Here is an 18,765-nt window from a genome sequence, read left to right on the forward strand (position 1 = left end):
TGCGGGGTGCCGGTCACGACGTGCGCGCCGCCGCGCTGCTACGGACCCGTCCGGGCCTGGTGGACCAGGCCGGTCTGGACGCGGGCGCCCGCGCCGCGAACCTGGCCGGGTCGATGACCTGCCCGTCGGTCGGACTGGCCCGGCTGGCCCGGCACCTGCCGCGGGCCGGCGTCGTGGTGTGCGACGACGTCGTCACCACCGGGGCGACCGCACGTGAGGCCCAGCGGGCGCTGGCCGCGGTGGGCGTCCCGGTGGCGGCCATCGCCGCGGTCGCCGCCACTCGCCGTCGATCGGGCGTGGGTCCAGGCTGTGAACCGGAACGAGATCGGGGACGGGGATCGGGACCGGAGGGCCAGGGATCGGGACCTTCCCTTTGTTCGGGCAGGGGAGGGGACTAACGTCTCTGTATGGAGTCCGTCCGGGTCCGTGGTTGCGTCGTCCAGGCGCCCCTCGACCGGGCGCGCGGGCGGCTAGCCGATGCCAGTCGCAGGCGAAGCGGTCCACGTAACCCAGGCAACTGGGGATCACGGTGCGGCTTAGACGTAAGTCCTGCCTCGGCACCGCCGTCAGATACGGCGGAGCGTCGGGAGAAGGCCGGTAGTGGCGATGAGCTGCGGAAGCCTCAGCAGGCGATTGTGGGGTCGAAGACCAGGTCGGCCGGACGGACTCCATCTCAGCCTCGAAGGATCGAGGCTCCGTCGGCGGGCAAGAAGAGCCCCGCCGCTCCACCCGACCGAGCGGCGTCGATCGCCGCGCGTCTAGTGCTGGGAGGCCCACATGGAAGTCGTCGTCACCGGGCGTAACTGCGACATCTCCGACCGCTACCGAAGCCACGTCAACGACAAGCTGCTGCGACTCGAGAAGCATGACCACCGCATCATGCGCGTCCATGTGGAAGTCGACTGCGAGCCGAATGGTCGGCAGCACAAGGGAGCGGTCCACGTCCAGCTGACCGGCTTCTCCAAGGGCCCGGTGATCCGGGCCGAGGCGGCCGGCGAGGACAAGATGGCGGCGCTCGACCTGGCGCTCGACAAGATGGCCGCGCAGATGCGCCGCGCCGCCGACCGGCGACGCGTCCACCGCGGCCGACGTACGCCGGTCTCGGTCGGCCAGGCGCTGGCCGACCTGCCCGTCGACGGGCTGCTGGAGGAGTCGACCGCCACCGACACCGAGGCGCCGGTCGAACGGCAGGTCGGACCGATCACGGTCACCGGCGACGGCCCGCTGGTGGTGCGTGAGAAGGTTCACGCCGCGGCGCCGATGACCCTGGACCAGGCGCTCTACGAGATGGAGCTGGTCGGCCACGACTTCTACCTGTTCGTGGACAAGGAGACCGAGCGGCCCAGCGTCGTCTACCGCCGCAGGGGCTACGACTACGGCGTCATCGGCCTGGATCTGGACACCGGGGACTGAGTCGACACGTTTCCGCAATGCGGGAATGGTCCGGGTGGGCTGGCCCGAAAGGGCCAGTCCGCCCGGTCAGATCCGTCAAGGAGGATGGGACCTACATGACCCGGACGTGCCATGATTCTGCTGTGTCCAGCCCTCACGCCACGGCGGCCGAGCCGATCCGGGTCCTCGTTGTCGACGATCAGGAGCTCTTCCGGCGGGGCTTGACGATGCTGTTGGCCGCCGAGACCGGCATCGAGGTCGTCGGCGAGGCCAGCGACGGCGACGAGGGCACCAAGATCGCGGCCACCGTCGCCCCCGACGTGGTGCTGCTCGACATCCGCATGCCGCGCCGTACCGGCCTGGAGGCGTGCGGCGCCATCAAGGAGGCCGTCCCCACGGCCCGGATCATCATGCTGACCGTCTCCGACGAGGAGGCCGACCTCTACGAGGCGGTCAAGAGCGGCGCCTCCGGCTACCTGCTCAAGGACTCCTCGATCGACGAGGTGGCGCAGGCCGTCCGCGTCGTCGCCGACGGCCAGTCGCTCATCAGCCCGTCGATGGCGGCCAAGCTCATCGACGAGTTCAAGCAGATGTCGCGTCCCGAGCGCGACCACGTGCCCGGCCTGCGGCTGACCGAGCGCGAGCTCGAGGTGCTGCGGCTGGTGGCCAAGGGGCTGAACAACCGCGAGATCGCCAAGCAGCTGTTCATCTCCGAGAACACCGTCAAGAACCACGTGCGCAACATGCTGGAGAAGCTGCAGCTGCACTCCCGCATGGAGGCGGTCATGTACGCCGTGCGCGAGAAGCTGCTTGACTTGCCGTAGGCCGACCGAGGAACGAGGTCGGGCTACGAACAGCGAGGCAGGTTGAGGAGCGTCGACGCAGACCTGAGCTTGCGAAGGGCTGCGTGACGCGTCTCGAAACCCAGTCGGCCGTCGAGAACGATTGTCGGCGGCTGCGCCTAGGCTGCTCGCCGTGCAGTCGCTGTCGCTCGCCCAGGCTCGTCGCGTCGCGCTCGCGGCGCAGGGATTCCTCGACCCGGCCCACGCAGTGCCGACGATGCGCACCTTCCAGCGCACGCTGGAGCGCACGGGCGTGCTGCAGATCGACAGCGTCAACGTGCTGCAGCGGGCCCACTACATGCCGCTCTACTCCCGGATGGGCCCCTACGACGTCGGGTTGCTGCACCGCGCCGCCGAGCGCGCGCCGCGACGGGTGGTGGAGTACTGGGCACACGTGCAGGCGTTCATGCCCGTCGAGCTGTGGCCCCACATGCAGCACCGGATGGACCACTACCGCCAGCGGCAGTTCAAGTGGTGGAAGGAGGTGCCGACCGACCTGCACGACGGGCTGATCGCCGAGATCCGCGACCGTGGCGCGCTGACCGCCCGCGACCTCGACACCGGCGCTCCGCGCACCAAGGAGCACTGGGGCTGGAACTGGTCCCAGGCCCGGATCGCGCTCGACTACCTCTACATGACCGGCGAGCTGGCCGTCGCCGGCCGCAACGGCCAGTTCGAGGTGCGCTACGACCTGCCCGAGCGGGTCATCCCGCGTGCCGTCCTCGAGCAGCCCACGCCCACGAAGGCGGAGGCCGAGCTGGAGCTGGTGCGCCGGGCGGCGCGCTCGCACGGCGTCGGCACGGCCAAGGACATCGCCGACTACTACCGGATGTCGGTGGCCGCCACGGCCGGCGCGCTGGCGACGCTGGTCGAGGCCGGGGAGGTCGAGCAGGTCGCCGTCGAGGGATGGCGCCGGCCGGCGTACCTCCACCGTGACGCGCGCCTGCCACGCCGGATCGCGGCCCGCGCCCTGCTCAGCCCGTTCGACCCGGTGGTGTGGGAGCGGGCACGCACCGAGGCGCTGTTCGACTTCCACTACCGCATCGAGATCTACACGCCCGCCCACAAGCGCGTGCACGGCTACTACGTGCTGCCCTTCCTGCTCGGCGACCGCATCGTCGCCCGCGTCGACCTCAAGGCCGACCGGCAGGCGTCGGTGCTGCTCGTCAAGGCGGCGTACGCCGAGCCGGGCGCACCGCCGGAGACCGCTTCCGAGCTCGCCGCCGAGCTGCTCCGGCTCGCCGGGTGGCTGGGGCTGAGCGGCATCAGGGTTGAACCGGTCGGCGACCTTGCACCCCCCTTGCTGGGCCTCGCTGGGTAGAGTGGCGCCGCTCAGCCCTCTTCTCTGCTCGGTCCTTCCTAGGAGTCAGACCATCGTGGCCATTCTCGACAAGCTTCTCCGCATCGGCGAGGGCAAGATCCTGCGCCAGCTCGAAGCGATCGCGAAGGCGGTCAACGCCATCGAGGACGACTTCGTCAAGATGAGCGACGACGAGCTGCGCGGGATGACCGACGAGTTCAAGCAGCGGCTGGAGAAGGGCGAGACCCTCGACGACCTGATGCCGGAGGCGTTCGCCACGGTCCGGGAGGCTGCCAAGCGCGTCATCGGGCAGCGGCACTACGACGTCCAGGTCATGGGTGGCGCGGCGCTGCATCTGGGCAACATCGCCGAGATGAAGACCGGTGAGGGCAAGACGCTGGTCGCCACGCTGCCGTCGTACCTCAACGCGCTGGCGGGCAAGGGCGTCCATGTCGTCACGGTCAACGACTACCTGGCCCAGTACCAGTCCGAGATGATGGGCCGCATCCACCACTTCCTCGGCCTGACCGTCGGGGTGATCCTGCCGGAGATGACGCCCGCGGAGCGCCGCGAGGCCTACAACTGCGACATCACCTACGCCACCAACAACGAGCTGGGCTTCGACTACCTGCGCGACAACATGGCCTCCTCGATCGAGGAGTGCGTGCAGCGCGGCCACTTCTTCTCGATCGTCGACGAGGTCGACTCGATCCTCATCGACGAGGCCCGGACCCCGCTCATCATCTCCGGTCCGACCCAGGACGAGGTGAAGTGGTACGGCGAGTTCGCCAAGATCGTCGCCAAGATGGAGCGCGACGTCGACTACGAGGTCGACGAGAAGAAGCGCACGATCTCCGTGCTCGAGGGCGGCATCACCAAGGTGGAGGACCACCTCGGCATCGACAACCTCTACGACTCCGTCAACACGCCGCTGATCTCGTTCATGAACAACGCGATCAAGGCCAAGGAGCTGTTCCGCCGGGACAAGGAGTACGTCGTCATCAACGGCGAGGTGCTCATCGTCGACGAGCACACCGGCCGCATCCTCTCGGGCCGGCGCTACAACGACGGCCTGCACCAGGCCATCGAGGCCAAGGAGAAGGTGCAGGTCCGCGAGGAGTACCAGACCCTCGCCACGATCACGCTGCAGAACTACTTCCGGCTCTACGAGAAGCTCTCCGGCATGACCGGCACGGCCATGACCGAGGCCTCGGAGTTCGACAAGATCTACAAGCTCGGCGTCGTGCCGATCCCGACCAACAAGCCGATGGCCCGCGTCGACCAGCCCGACCTGGTCTACCGCACCGAGGTCGCGAAGTACGAAGCCGTCGCCGCCGACATCGCCGAGCGCCACGCCAAGGGCCAGCCCGTGCTCGTCGGCACCGTGTCGGTCGAGAAGTCGGAGTACCTCTCCGGGCTGCTGAAGAAGAAGGGCATCCCGCACAGCGTCCTCAACGCCAAGGTCCACGCCGACGAGGCCAAGATCGTCGCCATGGCCGGCCACAAGGGTGCGGTCACGGTCGCGACCAACATGGCCGGCCGCGGCACCGACATCATGCTCGGCGGCTCGGTGGAGTTCCTGGCCGACCTCGAGCTGCGCAAGCAGGGACTCGAGCCCACCGGCGAGACGGCCGAGGCCTACGACGCCGCCTGGCCCGCGACACTCGAGCAGCTGCGCGACCGGGTCAAGGCCGAGCACGAGGAGGTCACCTCCCTCGGCGGTCTGTACGTCGTCGGCACCGAGCGGCACGAGTCCCGCCGCATCGACAACCAGCTGCGTGGTCGTTCCGGCCGTCAGGGCGACCCGGGCGAGTCCCGGTTCTACCTCTCGCTCGAGGACGAGCTCATGCGGCTGTTCAAGTCCGAGTGGGTCGACCGGGTGCTGCAGGTGCTCCGCATCCCGGACGACGTCCCGATCGAGGCGAAGCGGGTCACCAACGCGATCGCCAACGCGCAGGGGCAGGTGGAGTCGCAGAACTTCGAGTCCCGCAAGAACGTCCTCAAGTACGACGACGTCATGGACCGCCAGCGCAAGGTCATCTACGCCGAGCGCCGGCAGGTGCTTGAGGGCGCCGACCTCGAGTCGCAGATCCGCGAGTTCATCGACGACGTCGTCACCTCGGTCGTGCTCGCCGGCACCCAGGAGTTCGCCGAGGTCTGGGACCTCGACCAGCTCTGGACCGACCTCAAGCAGCTGTGGCCGGTGTCGTTCAGCCACGAGTCGCTCGCCGACGAGGTCGGCGGCAAGGCGAACCTCGACCGCGACGAGCTCGTCGCCCGGCTCAAGGCGGACGCCCAGGCGGCGTACGACGCCCGTGAGCAGGAGGTCGGCGAGGAGGTGATGCGCGAGCTCGAGCGTCGCGTCGTCCTCTCGGTGCTGGACCGCAAGTGGCGCGAGCACCTCTACGAGATGGACTACCTGCGCGAGGGCATCTACCTGCGCGCCTACAGCCAGCGCGACCCGCTCGTCGAGTACCAGCGCGAGGGCTTCGACATGTTCTCCGCGATGATGGAGGGCATCAAGGAGGAGACCGTCGGCTACCTCTTCAACCTCGAGGTGCAGGTCGAGGAGGAGCCCGAGCTCGAGCTCGAGATCGACGAGAACGGTCTGGCCGACATCTCCGCGGCGCTGCAGGCGGCCTCGCAGCCGCAGATCAAGGCCAAGGGCCTCGACCGGCCGCGCACCCCGCAGGCGCTGGCCTACTCGGCTCCCGACGAGCAGGGTGAGCAGGCCGTCAAGGCCGCCGTGCCGACCGCCGACCCGTACGCCGGCGTCGGCCGCAACGAGGCCTGCCCGTGTGGCTCCGGGAAGAAGTTCAAGCAGTGCCACGGGCGTCCGGGTGGCCCCACGGGGCTGAAGACGGGCAGCAACGGCTGACGCTGGCCGAGTAGCGAGCGCCAGCGAGCGTATCGAGACCTGGTCGGTCCTCTGGATCGACTGGGTCTCGACGCGCTGTCGCGACCTCGCAGGCTCGGTCGCGACGCTTGCTCGACCTGCCTGAGCCCACGCCGTCCGCTCGTCCCTCGCGGACGGCTGCTCAGGCAAACTCCAGGGCGGTGCACAGCCAGCGGTCCTGACGGCGTTCGAAGCGGGCGGCGACCGCGCGCGAGCGGTGACCGTAGCGAATGTGCACACCGGCCTCGACGGTGCCGGGAGCGACGAAGCAGGTGCGGATGCCCACGACCTTGGGCCGCACCGGCTGCACCCGCGCCTGGCCGGGCTGGTGCCCGCCGGCCAGCGCGACCAGCTGCGCCCGCCTGACCAGGTCGGCGTAGACCTCCGAGGTCGTCCAGCGGACCAGCTGCGTCGCAGGGCGGTCCCCACCGACGATCTCGACGGCTGCCTGGACGAACCGACACGACCAGGCCTCCGCGTCCCGGCGTACGCCGCGGTCGATGCACACCACGTCGGACCCGGCGCCCGGACGGTCCACCCGCGGACGGGGCGGCTCGGTGCGGGGCTGGAGCTCCAGCGCGAGCGTCCCCTGCACGACGGCGATGGGCGCGGGACGGAGAGGGACGACGGCCGTCGCCGGGAGCGAGTCGGTCACGAGGGCCTCCTGAGGGTTCGGTCGGGCAGGCGCAGGCGCTGCCCGGGATGGATGAGATCCGGGTCGTCGCCGATGACGTCCCGGTTGAGCCGGTGGAGCAGAGCGCTCGTGCGGGCGACGGCGGCATCGCTGGCACCCCGGGGCAGTCGGCGGGCCGCGATCGACCACAGCGAGTCACCGGGGCGCACCGTGACGGTCGCGCCGGTCGCGCCGAGGGCTGTCGCGCCGGGGGCTGTCGCGGCGGGCGCCGTCGCGTCGTGGGCGCGTGCGGGGTAGGGCAGGCCGGCGAGAAGCACCTCGGCCGGTGCGTCATACGAGGCGTCATACGAGGCGTCGCGCGGGGCGTCCTGCGGGGTGTCGGCGATAGCCGTTCCGCTCGTCGTGAGCGCCACCCCGCAGGCCAGGAGTACCGCGCGCCGCAGCGGTCGGGGGACGGCCCTGCTGCGGCGCGCGGCGTTCGGGTGGCCGCGGAGCACCTCGACGACGACGGCGGTCACCGCCAGCCAGGCCCAGCCGGCGCAGCCCAACAGCGCGAGCTGGCAGCCCGCGACGAGCGTGTCGGCGAACGTCGCGCCGGTCCCGACGCCGGTCAGCAGCCGCGGCGTCCCGCCCAGCAGCAGTGCGGAGGCGGCCAGCCAGAGCGCGAGCGTGCGTAACCAGATCATCCCGAGAGCCCCTATGAGCGTGTGTTTGCGTCCGTTTGACCATGGGACACCGCATTTGACGCCGCTGTCAACGAGCGCGCCTGCCGGCTGTGGAGGGCTGGCGTGGTCAGGGCCGGAGGTGCCACGCTCGGCCCATGGGCTGGGAAGAGGAGCTCTTCGCCTTCCTCGACGACCTGGAGGGCCAGGCGGAGGCGGCGTTCGCTCGCGATCGCGAGGCCGAGCTCGCCGACCGGATGCGGGCGGAGTACCAGCAGGTCACGCTCGCCGCGCGCCTGATGGCCTCGGTCGGCGCCGAGGTCGCGGTCGACCTCCTGGGCGTTGGAACCGTGGCGGGCGTCCTCGAGAGGGTGGCGACCGGGTGGCTGCTGGTCAGCGGGGCCGGGCAGGACTGGGTGGTGCGGCAGGCAGCGGTCACGGCGGTACGGGGCGCCAGCGAGCGCGGCGTACCGGATGTGGCCTGGCCCGTGGTCGCGAGGCTGGGGCTCGGTTCGGCCTTGCGTCGGCTCGCCGACGGCGAGGAGCGGTGCCTGCTCCACCTGGTGGACGGACGTCGCCACGAGGGCGTGCTGCGGAGGGTCGGCGGCGACTTCGTGGAGGTGGTGAGCGGCGAGCCGGCGCGCGTCGTGCTGGTGCCCTTCGACAACCTGGCGGCGGTGCAGAGCCGTCCCTGACCCACGGGAACCCGGGGCTCAACCCACGGGAACCCGGGTCTCAACGGGTCAGGTGGCGTCGGGGTCGTAGGGCGGGATCTCTCCGGCGGCGAGGACCGTCACGGCGCGGCGCGGGCGGGGGTAGGTCCAGTCGGCATCGGTCCCGGGCGAGCCGGCGTCGGGCGCGGTGGTGGCGTCGCGGTCGTCGGGATCGTCCTCGAGCGCCGTGGCGAGCTGCTTGCGGACGAAGGCGCGGGGGTCGAGGTCGCTCAGCTCCAGGTCGGCGTACTCGGGACCGAGCTCCTCGCGGATCTGGTCCCGCGCGCCGTCGGCCAGCGCCTTGAGGCGACGGACGAACTGGCCGGCCTGGCGGGCGAGCTCGGGCAGCCGGTCAGGCCCGAACACCATGACGGCGACGAACGCGATGACCGCGAGCTCCGCCAGCCCGATGCCGAACACGACGCGGCCCTGGACTCAGAGCTTGCTGGTGGGAGTGAGGCCGAGCTGCAGTCCGGCGAGCCCACGAGAGCGCCCGGCGAGCTTCTCGGCCACCTGGGTGAGGATGGCCGCAGCCGGTGCGGTGGGGTCGGCCGCGACGACCGGCTTGCCGGCGTCACCGCCCTCGCGCAGCGACATCTCCAGCGGCACCTGGCCCAGCAGGGGCACGTCGGTGCCGAAGCGCTGCGACAGCGTCTGCGCGACCCGGGCGCCGCCGCCCGACCCGAAGATCTCGAGCCGGTGCACTGGGCCATCGGGCGCCTCCGAGGTGCAGTGCGGGCAGGGCAGGTAGCTCATGTTCTCGACCACGCCGACGACGCGCTGGTGCATCATCTCGGCCATCGTGCCGGCCCGCTCCGCCACCTCGGCGGCGGCCTCCTGCGGGGTCGTGACGACGACGATCTCGGCGTTGGGGAGGTGCTGCCCGAGCGAGATCGCGACGTCACCGGTGCCCGGCGGAAGGTCGAGCAGCAGGACGTCGAGGTCGCCCCAGTAGACGTCGGCGAGCATCTGCACCAGGGCGCGGTCCAGCATCGGGCCGCGCCAGGCGACGACCTGGTCGCGACGGGGCTTGAGCATCCCGATGGAGATGACCGAGACGCCCGAGGCGGTGGGTACCGGCATGATCAGGTCGTCGACCTGGGTCGGCCGGGAGTCGGCGATGCCGAGCATGGCCGGGACCGAGTGGCCGTAGATGTCGGCGTCGACGATGCCGACCTTGAGGCCCTGGCCTGCCATCGCGACGGCGAGGTTGACGGTGACCGACGACTTGCCGACGCCGCCCTTGCCGCTGGCGATGGCGAAGACCTTGGTCAGCGAGCCCGGCTTGGCGAACGGGATCTCGCGCTGTGCGGCACCGCCGGTGAGCGACTCCCGCATCGCGGAGCGCTGCTCGGGCGTCATCACGCCCAGCTGCAGGTCCACACCGGTGACGCCCTCGACACTGTCGAGTGCCGCGGTCACGTCGCGGTTGATGGTGTCCTTGAGCGGGCAGCCGGCGACGGTGAGCAGCACCTTGGCGTGCACGACGCCCGCGGGGTCGACCTCGACCGACTCCACCATGCCCAGATCGGTGATCGGGCGCTTGATCTCGGGGTCGTTGACGGTCGCGAGCGCGGCGTTGACCGCGTCCAACAGGGTGCTCATGATCCTCAAGCCTAACGGGGGGCGGCCGGTTCGCCCTCGTCGGGAGCACCCTCGCCGTCCGGCTCGCGGCCGGCGGTCCGCTCCTCGAGGTCCGCGAGCAGGGAGCGCAGCTCCGAGCGCAGCTCGGACCGGATCCAGTCGCGGGTGGCCACCTCGCCGAGCGTCATCCGCAGCGAGGCGATCTCCCGCGCCAGGAACTCCATGTCGGCGCGGGCCTGCCCGGCGACCTGGCGGTCCTGTGTGGCGATGACGCGGTCGCGGTCCTCCTGCCGGTTCTGGGCGAGCAGGATGAGCGGCGCGGCGTACGACGCCTGCAGGCTGAGCGCGAGGGTCAGGAAGATGAACGGGAACTTGTCGAAGCGCAGGTCGGCGGGGGCCAGCGAGTTCCAGGCGACCCAGGCCAGCACCACGCCGGTCATCCAGATCAGGAACCGGGCCGTGCCCATGTAGCGGGCGAACTTCTCGGCGAACCTGCCGAACGCGTCGCGCTCGAAGGCGGGCCGGCGCACGAGCTGCCGGCGGGTGTCGCGCGGGGTGTCGAGCCGCACGCGGGGCTCGGTGCGGTCAGCCACGGCGCACCGCCCGGTCCCGCCAGTTCTCCGGCAGCATGTGGTCGAGCAGGTCGTCCACGGAGACCGCGCCGACCAGGCGGCCGTCCTCGTCGACGACGGGCGCCGCCACGAGGTTGTACGTCGCCAGGTGGGCCGCCACCTCGTCGAGGGTGTCCTCGGGGCGCAGCGTCTCCAGGTCGGTGTCGAGCGCACCGGCCACCAGCGAGGACGGTGGCTCGCGCAGCAGTCGCTGGATGTGGGCGACGCCGAGGAACTTGCCGGTCGGTGCCTCCAGCGGCGGGCGACAGACGTAGACGAGCGCGGCGAGTGCGGGGGTGAGCTCGGGGTTGCGGACGTGCGCGAGCGCGTCGGCGACGGTTGCGTCGGGACCGAGGATGACCGGCTCGGGCGTCATCATCGCGCCGGCGGTGTTCTCGGCGTACGACATCAGCCGCTTGACGTCCTCGGCCTCCTCGGGCTCCATCAGGTCCAGCAGCGTGGCGGCGGTCTCCGGCGGCAGCTCCGCGATCAGGTCCGCGGCGTCCTCGGGCGACATCTCCTCGAGCACGTCCGCGGCCCGCTCCGAGTCGAGCGCCGCGAGGATCTCGACCTGGTCGTCCTCGGGCAGCTCCTCCAGGACCTCGGCGAGCCGCTCGTCGTCCAGTCCGGCGACGACCTGGCGGCGGCGCTCGGCCGGCAGTCCGTGGATCATGTGGGCGGCGTCGGCGGGCCGCAGCTCGTTGATCGCCTGCAGCAGGTGCGTGGCCGGCTGCGTGGGGGAGCGGTGGGCCAGTCCCACCACGTCGTTCCACTCCACGACGTGGGTCTGGCCGCGGCGACGCAGCGCCTTGGCGGGCTCCTGCACGGCGACCCGGGAGAGGACCCAGTCGCGGTTGCGGGCCTGCTCCATCCCGACGTCGTAGACGGTGCCCGTGACGCCGGTGGAGGTGATGGTGACCTGCCGGTCCAGCATCTGCCCGATGACCAGCGTCTCGGTGGAGCGCTGCTCGAAGCGGCGCATGTTGAGCAGGCCGGTGGTGTAGACGCTGCCGCTGTCGATGGTGGTGACGCGGGTCATCGGCACGAAGATCCGCCTCCGCCCGAACACCTCCACGACCATGCCGAGCACTCGGGGCTGGCTTCCCTCCGAGCGCAGCGAGACCACGAGGTCACGCACCTTGCCCACCTGGTCGCCCTGCGGATCGAAGATCGGCAGGCCGACCAGGCGGGCGGCGTAGACGCGCGAGGGGGCAGTGCTCACGGGCGAACGCTATCGCCCGATCAGGGCTGCACGAGCACGTTGAAGTCCTGGGACCTGTTCAGCACCGACCGTGGGACGGTCGGAAGGCCCAGCATGGCGGTCACGAGGTTGGCCACGACCCCCGGGCGGATGGGCTGCGGGCCGGTCAGGCCGAGCTGCCCGGCGCCGGGGTTCTGGTAGGCGGGGTTGAGGGCGTACAGGTCCTGTCCACCCGGGATGCCGTGACCCCACACGACGAACGGGACGGTGTAGTTGGACGCGGCCCGGCCCCGGGCACGCTTCCCGTGACCCCCGGAGTCGCCGGTGACGACCAGCATCGTCGAGCGGGCCAGCCGCGGCGAGCCGAGGATCGTGCGGCGGATCTGCCCGACCTGCCGGTCCAGTCGCCGCAGCGCCGCGAGGTAGCGCTTGCTGAGGAAGCCGTACTTCGTGCCGGCGGTGCGCGGGCCGGTGAAGTGCGCGACCGACAGCGTGCGCGGCGCGCGCTTGAGCTGCGCCTTGAGCACCTTGGTCATCGCGGCGTCGTCGCGGCGCAGGCTGGCGACCGTCAGCTTGCTCCTGCCGTAGCTAACGCCCTGGTTGTCCGGCGCGCCGGAGGTCCTCCAGGAGCGGATCACGATGCCGGCGGCGCGGTCGGTGGACATGAAGCTCGTCGAGCGACCCCAGTCGTGGACCACGTCGAAGACCGACTTCACGTAGCGCCCGGCGGCCTTCCCGACGGTGCGGGGCTTGCCGCCGAGCGTGCCGTGGCCGCCGTACCGCCGGTCGACGGGACGACCGCTCAGCAGCGAGACCAGGTTCGGCAGCGACGCCGTCGCCTCCGGCGTCGTGCGCGCGTTGAGGGTGGCCGAGCCGGCCGCGAGCAGGTGGCGCAGATTGGGGATGTGCCGGGCGTACCGCGTCGACAGCGCGGCGGAGGGCAGTCCGGCGATGTCGAGCACCACCGCGCGCTGCAGGCCCGAGGCCTGGAACGCCGGCGACCGCATGGTCGCGTCGGCCCAGATCAGCGGGTGGTCGGTGACCTGCTTGATGTACGGCGTGCGCAGCTGCTGGTAGTTGTCGAAGGCCAGGTCCTTGGTGCCCATGATCCAGTCGATGAACCGGGTCCGCGGCAGCGTGCACGACGACGGGCCGACGACCCCGCCGTTGGCCGCCTGGAAGGCGTAGCCGGTCTTGCGGACGAACGGGCAGAAGAACCGCTGGGTGTCGTTCATGTCGCCGGTGAACAGGATCGGCACGCCGGGGTTCTCGGCGCGCAGCGCGTTGAAGGTCGCGGCCTGGATCGCGACCGCCTGGTTCCGCAGCGCCTGCGCGTCGCCGAACGAGTTCGCGGGATTGTGCGTGTTGCTCACGATGATGCGCTGGCCGGTGACGTTGTGCTGCAGCATCACGATCGGGCGGTCGTAGAGGGCGCCCTTGAAGTACGGCGCCTTGTAGAACCGGGTCCACACCAGGCTCCAGATGTCCTTGCGCCACGCGATGCTGTTGCCGTCGACGTTGGGGTGGTAGCCCTGCCGGGAGTCGGTCCGGCCCGGCCAGATCTCGTAGCTGGCGCCGAGCTCAGCCTTGAACTGCGCGATCTGCGGCGACTCGATCTCCTGGAACCCGATGATCTCCAGTCCCTGGGCTCGGATCAGCTGGTTGGCCATCGACTGACGGGTCCGGCCGTCGGCGTACCCCTTGCGGCCGCCCGGCATGGTGTGCCCGTAGCCGAGCACGTTGAACGTGCTGATCCGGAACCGGGTCGGCCCGGGCGGCTGCACGCCCCCGGCGGTCAGCCGCAGCGACTCCGGCGCCCGCTCGGCCGCGCGGTCCGGAGCGCCGGCGACCAGCAGCGCGCCGGCGAGCGCGAGCGTCGTGGTGACGCCCGTCAGCAGGCGGACGGCACGGCGGGCCTGGCGCAGAAGAGGGGCCGCGGCGGGCGTCGTCGTCGGGGTGCGGTCCGGCATCGGTGCTCCAGTCGGGGAAGACGGCACGGGCGCTGTTGATACTAATGTGGCAGTTGGGATTTCTGGTATAGACCAGCAGTCCTGCCGGTGATCTGGTGGAATTCTCCGCATGACCCGGACGTCGTCGGCCTCCCGGCGGCCACCGCTGCTCGACCTGCTGGTCGCCGTCCTCATCGTGGCGCTCCTCGGCGGACTGGTCGCCCTGCAGGCGCTGCTGGGCGACGACGGCGCCGAGCGTGCCCAGGAGGAGCCAGGCGGCAGCGGCGGCCCGGTCGTCCACTCCTCGCTCGGTCCCTCACCGAGCCAGAGCGTGACGCCGGCGGCCCCGGAATCGCCGTCGGGGTCGTCGTCGGGGTCGCCCACCGCGACCGCGGCGCCGGCGCCTACGGCCACGCTGCCGACCGCCACCCCGGGTCAGCGGCTGGCGCCCGACGCGTCCGCGCTGGCCTCAGCCGCGCAGAGCGCCGCCGCCCGCCCGACGATGTTCCGGGTGGCCACCTTCAACCTCCTCGGCGCCTCGCACACCCGCCGGGGTGGTGACTCCCGGCTCAAGCGGTCCTACGCCGAGCGGCTGCCCCACGCCGTACGCCTCCTCGAGCACCACCAGGTGGAGGTGGTCGGCTTCCAGGAGTTCGAGCCGCCGCAGCGTGACCTCTTCGACCGGCTGGTCGGCGGCCGCTGGGCGCGGTTCCCGGCGGGTGGGGACGAGACCGCCGATGGCCGGCGCGCCATCGCCTGGCGCACCGACGTGTGGGAGCTGGTCGACACCGGCTCGGTGCCGGTGCCCTACTTCGGCGGCAGCACGGTCCGGACACCGGTGGTGCTGCTGCAGTACCGCGCCACCGGGCGCCGGGTGTGGTTCCTCAACGTCCACAACCCGGCCAGCGGGTGCGCGGTGTGCGGTGGCAGCAACGACCGTTGGCGCGCGGCGGCCCTGCAACGCGAGATCGAGGCCATCGGGAAGCTCAACGCGGACGGGACGCCCGTGGTCTTCACCGGTGACATGAACGCCAAGGCGGCGTTCTTCTGCACGATCGCCGCCGCCCTCCCGGTGCGGTTCGCCAACGGGGGCGCGTACGGCCCGGAGGGCTGCGCGCCGCCGCGACCGACCCCGATCGACTGGATCGTCGGCACCCGGGAGGTGTCGTTCTCCGGCTACGTCAGCGACCGTGGGCCGCTCAACCGGCTGGCGTCGGACCACGCCCTGTACGCCGCGACCGCGATGGTCCTCGACTGAGGGTCAGTCCTCGTCGGCCGTCGGATCGGGGCAGAAGTAGTAGGCCTTGCCGTCGCGGACGTGCTTGGCGCACTTCTCGTTGTCCTTGGCCGGCTCGATCGTCGCCGTCGCGGTGATGATCGGGTGGTCGGAGATGCGCGGGCCGTTGCGCGGGGAGTAGTCGCGCTCGTAGTCGTCGAAGGTGACCGCGGCCGAGCCCCAGATCCAGTCGATCCACAGGTTGCCGACCAGCTGGCAGGCGCCGTCGACCGTGCGGACCCCGTCGGCGGAGTGCATGCCGGCGGCCGAGAACCGGCAGGCGTAGCTGCCGCGCTCGTTCATGTCGCCGGTGGTGAACATCGGCGTGCCGTCGGCGGTGAGCTCGCGGACGAGGGCCGCCTCCTTGGCCGTCGCCGCCTCCCGCCACCGCTGCGCCGGGCCGTGCACGTCGGCGGCGTTGTGGTAGTTCGAGAACCACGCCATCCGCCCGGTGTGCAGGTTGCGGAGCAGCACGTAGGGCATGTTGCGGCCCTTGCCCCCGAAGTACGGGATCGAGTGTGTGTGCGCCCGGACCAGCTCCCAGTCGCCGGGGTCCCAGGCGATGGAGTTCTCCGCGTCGAGGTTGCCCTGGCTGCTGCCCGGGTAGGCCTGGAAGCCACCGGCGGCCGAGAGGAACGGCCGGATCTGGTTGGACTGGAACTCCTGGAGCCCCACGACGCTGACGCCCTTGCGGCGCACCAGTGCGCCGGCCCGTGCCGCCCGGGCCGGCCCGGCGGCCGCGCCCTTCTTGCCGGTGTGGCTGGAGCCGAGGATGTTGAACGACGAGATGACGAAGGTGGTCGGCTGCATCGGGTCGCCGTCGACCAGCGTCATGTCGCGCTTGGCGTACTTCCGCGTCAGCTCCGCGACCGTCAGGATGCGCTGGTCGAAGACCACCCCGGGCACCACGACGGTCGGGACCGGCGCCGCGCTCGTCTCCGATCCGGAATCCGACCCGGAATCCGATCCGGGGGCCGACGAGGAGCTGCTGGCGTCGGGCTCGAACAGCGACAAGGTGGTGCGGTCGGTCCCCAGCTCGACGCCGAGCAGCGTGCCGAGGACCAGCAGGGCGGCGGCGACGCCGACGGCGCCGATCCGCTTGGCGACGTTCTCGGTCGTCGACTGCGGGGGCTTGCGGTGGCTGTGGCTGCCGCTGGGACCGTGCTGGGGGCCACGATGCGGGCCGTGGGTGCGGGCACGCTTCGGCGCGCGACGTGCGCCCGCTCGCCGTGCCATGCGACCTCCCGGTGCCCGGGCGGGACCCCGGGTGCTGGGATGGTAGCGACTGGGTACGTGCGGGACCGAATCGCACTATCACGCCCACGCCGACTTCCCGGCACCAGGGGAGCGGGAGCAGTGTGAACGAGGACACAAGGGCGCTGGGCCTACCAACGGGTAACCTCGGCGCGACCACTACCAGCCTGACGAGGAGCATCATGGGTCGCCTGTGCCAGACCGACGGACTCACGGAGGACCAGACCGAGATCCTGAAGGCGGTCCGCGTCTTCGTGGACGAGCAGATCATCCCGGTCGCCCAGGAGCTCGAGCACTCTGACACCTACCCGCAGGAGATCGTGGACGGGCTCAAGGAGCTCGGCGTCTTCGGCCTCACCATCCCCGAGGAGTTCGGCGGCCTGGGCGAGTCCCTGCTGACCTACGCGCTCGTGGTCGAGGAGATCGCGCGCGGCTGGATGTCGGTCAGCGGGGTCATCAACACCCACTTCATCGTGGCCTACCTGCTGATGCAGCACGGCACCGAGGAGCAGAAGCAGAAGTACCTCCCGCGCATGGCCACCGGTGAGGTCCGCGGCGCCTTCTCGATGTCCGAGCCCGGCCTCGGCTCCGACGTCTCCGCGGTCTCCACGAAGGCCACCAGGCTCGAGGACGGCTCGTACTCCATCACCGGCCAGAAGATGTGGCTCACCAACGGCGCCAGCTCGACCCTGGTCGCGCTGCTGACCAAGACCGACGAGGGTGCCGACTCGGTCTACAAGAACATGACGACCTTCCTCGTCGAGAAGGAGGCCGGCTTCGGCGAGACGGCCCAGGGCGTCACCGTGCCGGGCAAGATCGACAAGATGGGCTACAAGGGCGTCGAGACGACCGAGCTCATCCTCGAGGACCACAAGATCGGCGCCGACCAGATCCTGGGAGGTACGCCGGGCAAGGGCTTCTTCCAGATGATGGACGGCGTCGAGGTCGGTCGCGTCAACGTCGCGGCCCGTGCGTGCGGCCTGGCCTGGCGCGGCTTCGAGCTGGGGGTCGCCTACGCCCAGCAGCGCAAGACCTTCGGCAAGCCGATCGCCGAGCACCAGGCCATCCTGTTCCGCCTCGCGGAGATGGCGACCAAGGTCGAGACCATCCACACGATGATGGTCCGGGCGGCGCGCCTGAAGGACACCGGCAAGCGCATGGACGTCGAGGCCGGCATGGCCAAGATGCTCGCCTCGGAGTACGCCAACGAGGTCGTGGAGGACTCCTTCCGCATCCACGGCGGGTACGGCTACTCCAAGGAGTACGAGATCGAGCGCCTGATGCGCGAGGTCAAGTTCATGCTCATCGGCGAGGGCACCTCCGACATCCAGAAGATGATCATCGGCCGCAGCCTGCTCAAGGACTACGCGCTGAAGGGCTGAGGCCCGTTCGGCCCGGGCGACCCGGTCCGGCTGCGAGCACAGGCAGGGGTAGCCTGCGTCCTCGTGGCTGACCGGGTCGTCCTGCACGTGGGGCTGATGAAGTCCGGGACGAGCTATGTCCAGGACCGGATGGTCGCCGCGCCCGAGGAGCTGGCCCGCCACGACGTGCTGTTCCCCGGCACCACCTGGCGCGACCAGGTGGTCGCCGTCAGCGACGCGATCGGGGTCCAGAAGCGCGCCCAGGGCCAGTTCGACGGCGCCTGGGAGCGCATGGCCGACCAGGTCCGCGCCTGGTCCGGCACCGCGGTGATCTCGATGGAGTTCCTCGGCCCGGCGTCCGAGCCCGGCATCGCCGCCGTCGTCGGAGCCTTCCCGGCCGGCACCGTGGAGGTGGTCGTCACCGTCCGTGACCTGGGCCGCACCCTGCCGGCGATGTGGCAGGAGAGCCTCAAGAACGGCAAGTCCTGGTCGTGGCGCGAGTACCTCGCCGGCGTACGGCGGGGGGAGGGGCCGGGGACCAACTTCTGGCGGCAGCAGGACGCCGGCGCGGTCGTGCGCCGCTGGAGCGACGCCGTCGGCGCCGCCCGCACCACGATCGTCACCCTGCCGCCGCCGGGGGCCGCGCCCGAGACGCTGTGGGAGCGGTTCTGCGAGGCGGCCGGGGTCCCGGTCGACTGCTGCCCGCCGGTGCCGGCCAGCAACGAGTCGCTCGGCGCCGCCTCCGCGGCGCTGATGCGGCGCGTCAACGACGCGGTGGGCGACCTGCCCTGGCCGGAGTACTCCGACCGCGTGAAGTTCGGACTGGCCAAGACCGTGCTGGCCGGTCACCGGTCCGCGGAGGAGACCATCGGCGTCCGCGTCCCGCGGTGGGTACGCCGGCGCGCCGCCGCGCTGCGTGCGGAGCTGTCGCGACTCGTCGACGCGGGGGTGCGCGTCGTGGGCGACCTCGACGACCTGACCCCGGTGTCGGTGCGGGGCGTCGACGCCGACCGGGTGGCCGAGCAGGCCCAGCTCGACGCCGCGGTGCATGCGCTCGCCGAGCTGCTGCGCCGCGACACCGCGCGGTGAG

General features: G+C 71.2%; 16 protein-coding genes and 1 pseudogene. 9 read left to right on the forward strand and 8 right to left on the reverse strand.

Going from position 1 to position 18,765, the window contains the following annotated elements; translation table 11 throughout:
- The 5 genes and pseudogenes from VGE38_RS00225 to secA all read left to right on the forward strand — a co-directional run.
- Positions 1 to 398: pseudogene (locus VGE38_RS00225) on the forward strand (hypothetical protein); the annotation flags it as partial.
- A gap of 379 nt (positions 399 to 777) precedes the next feature.
- Positions 778 to 1,413 carry a ribosome hibernation-promoting factor, HPF/YfiA family gene (gene hpf, locus VGE38_RS00230; RefSeq protein WP_331140515.1) on the forward strand — a complete coding sequence of 212 codons (636 nt, stop codon included), beginning with the start codon at positions 778 to 780 and terminating at the stop codon, positions 1,411 to 1,413.
- 122 nt (positions 1,414 to 1,535) lie between these two features.
- On the forward strand, positions 1,536 to 2,216 hold the full coding sequence (locus VGE38_RS00235; RefSeq protein ID WP_331140516.1) for a response regulator: 681 nt from the start codon (positions 1,536 to 1,538) through the stop codon (positions 2,214 to 2,216).
- A 151-nt stretch (positions 2,217 to 2,367) separates the two neighbouring features.
- Positions 2,368 to 3,555, forward strand: a complete 1,188-nt coding sequence (locus VGE38_RS00240) for a winged helix-turn-helix domain-containing protein (RefSeq protein WP_331140517.1) — start codon at positions 2,368 to 2,370, stop codon at positions 3,553 to 3,555.
- A 55-nt stretch (positions 3,556 to 3,610) separates the two neighbouring features.
- Positions 3,611 to 6,412: a preprotein translocase subunit SecA gene (gene secA / locus VGE38_RS00245; protein WP_331140518.1), complete on the forward strand. Its 2,802-nt coding sequence runs from the start codon at positions 3,611 to 3,613 to the stop codon at positions 6,410 to 6,412.
- Between the two features lie 160 nt (positions 6,413 to 6,572).
- On the opposite strand, the gene VGE38_RS00250 is transcribed toward secA, so the two are convergent.
- Together VGE38_RS00250 and VGE38_RS00255 are read right to left on the reverse strand one after the other, a co-directional pair.
- A complete protein-coding gene (locus tag VGE38_RS00250; protein ID WP_331140519.1) occupies positions 6,573 to 7,085 on the reverse strand; it encodes an Rv3235 family protein in 513 nt (170 codons plus the stop codon).
- Positions 7,082 to 7,750 carry a LysM peptidoglycan-binding domain-containing protein gene (locus tag VGE38_RS00255; protein ID WP_331140520.1) on the reverse strand — a complete coding sequence of 223 codons (669 nt, stop codon included), beginning with the start codon at positions 7,748 to 7,750 and terminating at the stop codon, positions 7,082 to 7,084. The genes VGE38_RS00250 and VGE38_RS00255 overlap by 4 nt, the downstream gene beginning before the upstream one ends.
- Before the next feature lie 134 nt (positions 7,751 to 7,884).
- Here VGE38_RS00255 and VGE38_RS00260 point away from each other — a divergent pair, with 134 nt between their 5' ends.
- Positions 7,885 to 8,421, forward strand: coding sequence for a hypothetical protein (locus VGE38_RS00260; RefSeq protein ID WP_331140521.1), 537 nt, complete (start codon positions 7,885 to 7,887; stop codon positions 8,419 to 8,421).
- 48 nt (positions 8,422 to 8,469) lie between these two features.
- Here the strand turns inward: VGE38_RS00260 and VGE38_RS00265 are convergent, their stop codons facing one another.
- From VGE38_RS00265 to VGE38_RS00285, 5 genes are read right to left on the reverse strand one after another with little or no spacing between them, the layout of a single operon-like run.
- Complete coding sequence (locus VGE38_RS00265) at positions 8,470 to 8,859, reverse strand: sec-independent translocase (protein ID WP_331140522.1); 390 nt, start codon at positions 8,857 to 8,859, stop codon at positions 8,470 to 8,472.
- A 15-nt stretch (positions 8,860 to 8,874) separates the two neighbouring features.
- The gene (locus VGE38_RS00270; RefSeq protein WP_331140523.1) at positions 8,875 to 10,044 is read right to left on the reverse strand and encodes an Mrp/NBP35 family ATP-binding protein; all 1,170 of its coding nucleotides are present in this window, start codon (positions 10,042 to 10,044) and stop codon (positions 8,875 to 8,877) included.
- An 11-nt stretch (positions 10,045 to 10,055) separates the two neighbouring features.
- Entirely contained in the window at positions 10,056 to 10,616 is a 561-nt protein-coding gene (locus VGE38_RS00275) for a DUF1003 domain-containing protein (protein WP_414690879.1), read from the reverse strand.
- Positions 10,609 to 11,856, reverse strand: a complete 1,248-nt coding sequence (locus VGE38_RS00280) for a magnesium transporter MgtE N-terminal domain-containing protein (protein ID WP_331140524.1) — start codon at positions 11,854 to 11,856, stop codon at positions 10,609 to 10,611. The genes VGE38_RS00275 and VGE38_RS00280 overlap by 8 nt, the downstream gene beginning before the upstream one ends.
- Before the next feature lie 20 nt (positions 11,857 to 11,876).
- On the reverse strand, positions 11,877 to 13,805 hold the full coding sequence (locus VGE38_RS00285; protein WP_331140525.1) for an endonuclease/exonuclease/phosphatase family protein: 1,929 nt from the start codon (positions 13,803 to 13,805) through the stop codon (positions 11,877 to 11,879).
- 109 nt (positions 13,806 to 13,914) lie between these two features.
- Here VGE38_RS00285 and VGE38_RS00290 point away from each other — a divergent pair, with 109 nt between their 5' ends.
- Entirely contained in the window at positions 13,915 to 15,042 is a 1,128-nt protein-coding gene (locus VGE38_RS00290) for an endonuclease/exonuclease/phosphatase family protein (RefSeq protein WP_331140526.1), read from the forward strand.
- A 3-nt stretch (positions 15,043 to 15,045) separates the two neighbouring features.
- On the opposite strand, the gene VGE38_RS00295 is transcribed toward VGE38_RS00290, so the two are convergent.
- Positions 15,046 to 16,296: an endonuclease/exonuclease/phosphatase family protein gene (locus tag VGE38_RS00295; RefSeq protein WP_331140527.1), complete on the reverse strand. Its 1,251-nt coding sequence runs from the start codon at positions 16,294 to 16,296 to the stop codon at positions 15,046 to 15,048.
- A 200-nt stretch (positions 16,297 to 16,496) separates the two neighbouring features.
- Between VGE38_RS00295 and VGE38_RS00300 the strand changes: the two genes are divergently transcribed.
- Together VGE38_RS00300 and VGE38_RS00305 are read left to right on the forward strand one after the other, a co-directional pair.
- The gene (locus tag VGE38_RS00300) at positions 16,497 to 17,696 is read left to right on the forward strand and encodes an acyl-CoA dehydrogenase family protein (protein WP_331140528.1); all 1,200 of its coding nucleotides are present in this window, start codon (positions 16,497 to 16,499) and stop codon (positions 17,694 to 17,696) included.
- Positions 17,697 to 17,759: 63 nt separating this feature from the next.
- Positions 17,760 to 18,764, forward strand: a complete 1,005-nt coding sequence (locus VGE38_RS00305) for a hypothetical protein (RefSeq protein WP_331140529.1) — start codon at positions 17,760 to 17,762, stop codon at positions 18,762 to 18,764.
- Position 18,765: the final 1 nt, after the last annotated feature.

The sequence above is a fragment of the Nocardioides sp. genome (assembly GCF_036405735.1).
GTDB lineage: Bacteria > Actinomycetota > Actinomycetes > Propionibacteriales > Nocardioidaceae > Nocardioides.